Annotated in this window: 9 protein-coding genes; 3 read left to right on the top strand and 6 right to left on the bottom strand. The window is 70.8% G+C overall.

The annotated features are described in order from the left end of the window. The coding region (locus ACHFFZ_RS12180) for an adenosylmethionine--8-amino-7-oxononanoate transaminase (RefSeq protein ID WP_394276878.1) at window positions 1-1,267 on the top strand (1,267 nt) is incomplete at its 5' end. 1 nt (window position 1,268) lies between these two features. After that, window positions 1,269-1,934, top strand: coding sequence for a dethiobiotin synthase (bioD, locus tag ACHFFZ_RS12175; RefSeq protein ID WP_394276877.1), 666 nt, complete (start codon window positions 1,269-1,271; stop codon window positions 1,932-1,934). Window positions 1,935-2,316: 382 nt separating this feature from the next. On the opposite strand, the gene ACHFFZ_RS12170 is transcribed toward bioD, so the two are convergent. The 6 genes from ACHFFZ_RS12170 to ACHFFZ_RS12145 form a co-directional block, all read right to left on the bottom strand. Next, complete coding sequence (locus tag ACHFFZ_RS12170) at window positions 2,317-2,964, bottom strand: response regulator (RefSeq protein ID WP_394276876.1); 648 nt, start codon at window positions 2,962-2,964, stop codon at window positions 2,317-2,319. Beyond that, window positions 2,961-3,305 (bottom strand): hypothetical protein, encoded by a 345-nt coding sequence (locus tag ACHFFZ_RS12165; protein ID WP_394276875.1) that lies wholly within the window; start codon window positions 3,303-3,305, stop codon window positions 2,961-2,963. Before ACHFFZ_RS12165 ends, ACHFFZ_RS12170 begins: the two co-directional genes overlap by 4 nt. Before the next feature lie 114 nt (window positions 3,306-3,419). After that, the gene (locus ACHFFZ_RS12160) at window positions 3,420-3,686 is read right to left on the bottom strand and encodes a hypothetical protein (protein ID WP_394276874.1); all 267 of its coding nucleotides are present in this window, start codon (window positions 3,684-3,686) and stop codon (window positions 3,420-3,422) included. Between the two features lie 8 nt (window positions 3,687-3,694). After that, window positions 3,695-4,465: a sensor histidine kinase gene (locus ACHFFZ_RS12155; protein ID WP_394276873.1), complete on the bottom strand. Its 771-nt coding sequence runs from the start codon at window positions 4,463-4,465 to the stop codon at window positions 3,695-3,697. Further along, the gene (locus ACHFFZ_RS12150) at window positions 4,420-4,707 is read right to left on the bottom strand and encodes a hypothetical protein (protein WP_394276872.1); all 288 of its coding nucleotides are present in this window, start codon (window positions 4,705-4,707) and stop codon (window positions 4,420-4,422) included. Before ACHFFZ_RS12150 ends, ACHFFZ_RS12155 begins: the two co-directional genes overlap by 46 nt. 465 nt (window positions 4,708-5,172) lie before the next feature. Then, on the bottom strand, window positions 5,173-5,586 hold the full coding sequence (locus tag ACHFFZ_RS12145) for an HTH domain-containing protein (RefSeq protein WP_394276871.1): 414 nt from the start codon (window positions 5,584-5,586) through the stop codon (window positions 5,173-5,175). 138 nt (window positions 5,587-5,724) lie between these two features. Between ACHFFZ_RS12145 and ACHFFZ_RS12140 the strand changes: the two genes are divergently transcribed. Further along, the gene (locus tag ACHFFZ_RS12140; protein ID WP_394276870.1) at window positions 5,725-6,912 is read left to right on the top strand and encodes a zinc-dependent alcohol dehydrogenase; all 1,188 of its coding nucleotides are present in this window, start codon (window positions 5,725-5,727) and stop codon (window positions 6,910-6,912) included. Window positions 6,913-6,954: the final 42 nt, after the last annotated feature.

The raw sequence follows: 6,954 nt of genomic DNA, 5'->3' as shown, positions 1-6,954 counted from the left end.
CAACCTGCCCGTCGCCTCGACCGAGGGAGTGCGCCTGCACCTGGCCGACGGCCGCAGCCTCATCGACGGCATGAGCTCCTGGTGGGCCGCCTGCCACGGCCACTCGCACCCGCACCTGGTGGCCGCCGCCCACGACCAGGTGGACGCGATGAGCCATGTCATGTTCGGCGGGCTCACCCACGAGCCCGCCGCCCTGTTGGCCCGCGCGCTGGTGGAGCTCACCGACGAGCCCCTCACCAAGGTCTTCCTGTCCGACTCCGGCTCGGTGAGCGTCGAGGTGGCGATCAAGATGGCGCTGCAGTACCAGCGCGGCATCGGGCATCCCGAGCGCTCCCGGCTGCTCACCTGGCGCAGCGGCTACCACGGCGACACCTTCGCCGCGATGAGTGTCTGCGACCCCGACGGCGGGATGCACTCCCTGTGGCGGGGGGCCCTCGCCCAGCAGGTCTTCGCGCCACCGCCGCCGGTGCGCGGCTCCAGCCCCGACGAGCGCGCGGCCTACCTGCGCCAGCTGGAGGCGCTGGTGGACGAGACGATCGCCGCCATCATCATCGAACCGGTGGTGCAGGGGGCGGGCGGCATGCGCTTCCACGACCACGAGCTCCTGGTGGGGGTGCGCGAGCTGTGCGACCGCCACGGCCTGCTGCTGGTGGCCGACGAGATCGCCACCGGCTTCGGTCGCACCGGCGAGCTGTTCGCCACCAGCGCCGCCGGCATCACGCCGGACGTGCTGTGCGTCGGCAAGGGGCTGACCGGCGGATTCATGAGCCTGGCCGCCACCATCACCACCGAGCGCGTGGCCGCCGCCATCTGCAGCGCCGACGGTGGTGGCGTGCTCATGCATGGCCCCACCTTCATGGCCAACCCGCTGGCCTGTCGCGTCGCCGCGGCCTCGCTGGAGCTGGTGGCCGACGGCTACTGGCGCAGCACCGTGCCGCGGATCGAAACAGAGCTGCGCGCCGGGCTCGACGAGCTGGACGGCCTGCCCGGCGTGGCCGATGTCCGAGTGCTCGGGGCCATCGGGGTGGTGGAACTGGACCGGCCGGTGGACATGGCCGCAGCCACCGACGCCGCCGTCGCCCAGGGCGTGTGGTTGCGGCCCTTCGGGCGGCTGGTCTACTGCATGCCGCCCTTCACCAGCACCACCGAGGAGGTGGACCAGATCTGCCGCGGCCTGAGGGCGGCCGTCCGGGCCGGACAGGCCCGCCAGGCCAACCCGGGGCATGCCCCGACAGGCCAGGGCACGACACGACAGGGAGAGGACTGACATGGCCGTCATCGTGGTCACCGGCACCAACACCGACGTGGGCAAGACCATCGCCACCGCCGCCGTCGCCAGCGTGCTGGCCTCGCGCGGGCTCGACGTGGTGTGCGCCAAGCCGCTGCAGACCGGTGAGCCGGACGGCAGCGGGGATGCCGTCACCATCACCCGGTTGACCGGGTTGCCCACGGCCGAGTTCGTGCGCTATCCCGAGCCCTTGGCCCCGAACCTGTCGGCGCGACGGGCCGGCATGCCCCAGGCGGTGCTCGCCGAGGTGGCGGACTGGGTGCGCGAGCTCGAACGGCAGTACGACGTGGTGCTCGTCGAGGGCGCGGGGGGCCTGCTGGTCCGACTGGCGGACGACTGGACGCTCGCCGACCTGGCGCTCGAGCTGGCCGCACCGCTGCTGGTGGTCACCTCCACCGGGCTGGGATCGCTGAACCTGGCCGAGCTCACCGTCGAGACTGGCAGGAGCCGCGGGCTGCAGATGCTGGGCCTGTTGGGCGGCAGCTGGCCGCAGGAGCCGGACCTCGCCACCCGGCTCAATGCCGACGAACTGCCCGTGGTCTGTGGGGTGCCGCTGCTGGGCGTGCTGCCGCAGGGGGCCGGTGCGCTGGAGCGTGCCGACTTCGTCCGGATGGCGGACGGGATGGGCCTGCCGGACCTGGTCTGAGACCTTTCGGGAGTGATCTCTCGCGCGAGGGGCCGACCCAGTGGGGTCGCGGGCGCGCGGACAGGTGTCACGCGTTCAGGGGACATGTGTGAAGTGAAAGCCCGATCTATGCTTGCAGCACCGGCGCGGTGGGATGCCCGCTGGTCTGGACGCGGATCGACTTCGGGGGAGGCCACGAGGGGCAAGTGCCCATCGTGACGAGATCTGTGCCGACAGTGGGCGTGATCGTGGGGGTGGAGCAGAACTCGGGGGAGTTTGGTCGCTTGGCGACAGCACCGCACCACGTGAGCGGGCTCGGGGGAGCCCCCCCAAGCCCACCGCGTCGGTCAGCTCCTGCCCAGACCCGCACCCTGACCCGGGGCGCCAGGGCCACTCGCGGGGCTCAGCCCTCGAAGTAGCCGTCCCGCTCGGCGTGGCTCAGTGCGTCGGGAACCCCGTGCACGGTGCGGCCCAGCTGGCGGTACTTGCCCGAGACGCGGCGCAGGTAGGTGTCCACCGTCGACTCGGAGGCCGGAGGATTCATCAGGCGCCCCACCGACTTGCGCGGAATGCCCTGGTGCAGCAGCTCCAGCGCCTCGATCTCGCGCGGTGCCAGCTTCGGCGTCAGACTCGGATCCTTGATCAGCACGTCGGCCAGCTGGCTGCTGACGGCGAACTCCCGGGCCGCGGCGCCCTGGATGGTGCGGATCAGGCCGTCCAAGGGGTCATTCTTGAGCGCCAGGCCGAGGGCGCCGGCTGCCATCGCGCGACGGATCGGCAGCGGCCGCAGCTCTGCGGTGTAGACGACGCTGGGCACGCCCAGCTCGTCGAGCCGCTCCACCACCTCGGGACCCTTCAGCCCGTCCTTGAGCTGCAGGTCCACCAGGGCCACGTCAACGGGCATCTCCACCACCAGTCGATAGAGCTCTTCCGGCTCGGTGACTGAATGGACGATCTTCAGCTCCCCCGCGCTCACCTGTTCGACGGCCTTGAGTCCTGCCAGGACGACCGGGTGGTCGTCCAGGGCTGCAAGCCGAAGGGGATTGTTCATCGTGCCTCCACCGTCATTCTGAGAAAATCGTGGTCTGAGCCCATAATCCCACCGAATTCGTCCAACTTCGTCCTCCACAAGGAGGCCTGTTCCTCATCGGTGCCCACCATGACGGCCGTCGCGTTGGTGCCATTGGAGCTGAGGGTGAGCACCTGACTCGGGCCGGTGGCGGGCCCGAGCAGGGCGACGATGCGTGCCGCAGCACCCAGCACTCCCGGTGGCTCCTCCGAGGTGAGCGTCGAGTGCACCTGCCAGCCCTGGCCGCGCAGCCGTGCCAGGTGCTCGCCCAGGCCGTGCTCACCGGGGTCCAGCAGCAGTTCGTCACGCAGCGAGGACTCCATTTTCCGGGCCGTCTGGCGGACCTGTTCGTCGCCGGCACAAAGCTCGCCAGTAGCAATGGAACGCAACAGGGGCAGCACTTCCTGCGTGACCCTTGCCGACCAGAACTGTCCCAGTCAGGCCCTTTGGCCCAGCCTGGCGGTGTCGCGGCGGGTCAATTCCGCCAGCTGCTGCTGGCTCGCGGCCGCCGTCGCGATCCTCTGCGCGAGGTACAGCGACTGGTACGCGATCAGCACGATGATGCTGGTCACCAGGTTGCCGCCGCTGACGAAGTGCAGGAAGCTGTAGCGCAGGCCGAAGTGGGCCAGGACGCTGACGTGCAGCACCACCACCATGGCGATGCCGATGCGGGCCGCGGCGCGGGGCGGGCGGGTCATCATCACCAGCTACGTCATCGGGGCAGCCCCCAGGACATCCACAGCATGTACACATCGGTCACGTCGTGGGGCGTGGTCAGCAGGTTCACCAGCCAGGTCCCGAGCGTCAGGACCAGCAGCGCCCACAACCCCGGGCGCGACAGGGGACGGCGCGCCAGATGCATACAGCACCAGGCACCCGCGGCCATGCACACCATGGTCACCGCACCGCTGAGATGGAAGTGCAGCATCTGCGGTCCGGCCAGCACACACATCACGGTGGTGAGCACCAGTCCCGGGGTCACCATCAGGGCCATCATCCGGCGGCTGCCCCAATCGGCCTGGAGGCCGGGGCCCATGGCCGGCAGGCCGAGCGAGGTGCTGGCCTCGGGTCGCGGCCAGACCAGCGTCACGACGGTGCCGGTGCCGGGGCTGGAGCGCACCACGGCCTGGCCGCCGATGTCGTCGAGACGCTCTACCACCGAGCGCCTCAGGCCCAGCCGGCCACGGAAGTTCTGGGTGGTGTCGAAGCCCCTGCCGTCGTCGACAACGCGCACCTCACAGCCCTTCTGTCCCAGCGAGCTCAGCTCGACGCGCCAGGAGCGGGCACGGGCATGGCGCTCCACGTTCACCAGGGCCTCGTGGGCTGCCGAGGCGATCGCGGCCGCCACACCTGGAGGGATCGGCTCCACCTGCCCCAGGACGGGGGCCGCGAGCCGTTCGGTGGCAGGATCGGACAGCAGCAGGGCCCTGAGGTCCATCATCCCCGCCCCCTCGGCGGGCTGGTCGATCGCCTCGATGGCCACCACGCACTCCTCGATGGCGTCCTGCCCGCTGACGTGCTCGCGGGGCTGCCGATGGAGTGCAGGGCGTGCAGCACGGGGTCGTGCAGCAGCCGCGCCGCCTCGCGCCGGCCGTCGTGCTCGGTGCGCTGGTCGGCATGGGCCCGGCTGGCCTCGCGGGCCATGGTGCTGCGCTCGTCGTAGTGCTCGGCCATCAGCAGCAGCCCGACGGTGTAGACCATGATGATCGCGGTGGGATAGGCCACCAGGAACTCGTCGATGAGCCGCGCGGTGAGCAGGATCGCATGGCCCGCGGTCAGCAGTCCCCGCTACACCACCAGCCAGGACGTGGGGCGGCGACGCCGCAGCAGACGGGCCGCGGTCACCACCCAGCTGGTCACCCAGAGGGCGACGCCCACCATGTGTCCCGGCGTGAACAGGCCATGGAGGGCACCAACGGTGCGAGGGCGAAGAGCAGCTCGAAGACCAGGGTGGCCAGCGCCCCCACCCGGAACCCCTGGCCTACGTCATCGCGCCAGTCGCGCCTGGCGTGGGCCGGCGTATCGGGGGTCATGGGGTGGGACACCGAAACCTTCTCGGGGAGTGGCCGGTCGGCGCGTCCAGCAGGGCCGGCAGCTGGACGGGGGGAGCTCACGGGGCGGGTTCCCGGCATCGGCGGAACCCTCCGTGGCGGGGCGGTCACAGCGGAGTGCACCGCGCCGTGTGGAGGCTCAGAACAGGCGCGGTCCCTCCAACTGCGCATGCAGTGCCCCGATGGTGCCGGACATCGGACCCGACAGGGAGTTCGGGTGGGCGCCCAGGGCCAGCAACAGCCCGAGGACCTGTTCCACGTCGAGGCGCACCTCGGGATGCTCGCGCGAGATGTCCAGCCAGATGCCGCCCTGGCGTCCCCCACGGCCGTGCAGGGGGATTCCCGCAGCACGGATCTGCTCGATGTCACGCTCCATGGTGCGCAACGAGACGCCGATCCGTTCGGCCAGCTCGTCGGCCTGGATGGGGCGGCCCCGTTCGTCGAGCAGCTCGGAGATGACGCGCAGGTGGCGGGCCAGCTGGCGCGAGACGGTGCGGTCGTCGGCGGCCGCCATGACCCGGGGCTGGGGTGCGCGGGGACGAGGCGTGTTCATCCCCTCAGTCTCCCGCCGTGGGGCCCGGGCGTCCAAGCCGGGTCTCCGGACGCTCCATCCCCCGGATTCACCCGTGGCGTAGGCAACCACCCCTCGAGGGGGACGCCCCGACGGACCGGCCTGCCTAGGGTAGGGGGCATGAAGGCACTCACATGGCAGGGAATCGAGGACGTCCAGGTGCGCGAGGTGGCCGATCCGGTCATCCAGGAGCCCACTGATGCGATCGTGCGCGTCACGTCCACCGCGATCTGTGGCTCCGACCTCCACCTCTACAAGGTGCTCGCCCCGTACCTGACACCCGGCGACGTGCTGGGCCACGAATTCATGGGCATCGTCGAAGAGGTCGGCAGCGGGGTGCAGAATCTCGCGGTCGGCGACCGGGTCGTCGTGCCCTTCACCATCTCCTGCGGCCACTGCTGGATGTGCCGGCGCGGCCTGTTCGCGCAGTGCGAGACCACCCAAAATGTCGACCAGGGCATGGGCGCCAGCCTGTTCGGCTACACCAGCCTCTATGGGCGCGTGCCCGGCGGCCAGGCCGAGATGGTCAGGGTGCCGCACGCCGACTTCGGACCCGTCAAGGTTCCCCACGACGGTCACCCCGACGAGCGCTACCTCTACCTGTCCGACATCCTGCCCACCGCATGGCAGGGTGTGGTCTACGCCGACGTGCCCGAGGGCGGCACGCTGGCCGTGGTCGGGCTCGGCCCGGTGGGCCAGCTGGCCGTGCGCAGCGCCCTGCACCGTGGCGTGAAGCAGGTGATCGGCATCGACCTGGTGCCCGAGCGGCTGGCCAGGGCCGAGCAGGCTGGTGCCGTGGTCATCAACTCCGCGCAGACCAAGGACGTCGTCGCCGCTGTGAAGGACCTCACCGACGGGCGCGGCGCCGACAGCGTGCTCGACGCGGTCGGCATGGAGGCCCACGGCAATCCCGTCTCGGAGAAGATCGTCACCGCGACCAGCCACCTGCCGGGCCCGGCGGCCCGCCTCGCCTTCGAGAAGGTCGGCATCGACCGTCTGGCCGCGCTGCACCTGAGCCTGGAGCTGGCTCGTCGTGGCGGCACCGTCTCGATCAGCGGCGTCTACGGCGGAGCCGCCGACCCGATGCCGCTGCTGCAGATGTTTGACAAGGGCCTCACCCTGCGGATGGGCCAGTGCCACGTGCAGCGCTGGACCGATGAGCTCTTCGAGATCGCCAACCAGACCGAGGACGTGCTGGGGCTGGAGTCGCTGGCCACCCACCACCTGCCGCTGGACCAGGCGGCCGAGGCCTACAAGACCTTCCAGACCAAGTCCGACGGCTGCCTGAAGGTGGTCCTCAAGCCCTGAGTCGTTGAGGAGCGCGGATGGGGCCGGCGCTGGTGCGGGTGC

The organism is Luteococcus sp. (genome assembly GCF_043424415.1).
In the GTDB taxonomy this organism is placed as follows: Bacteria; Actinomycetota; Actinomycetes; order Propionibacteriales; family Propionibacteriaceae; genus Luteococcus.
This window is presented reverse-complemented; position numbering and strand designations above follow the sequence as displayed.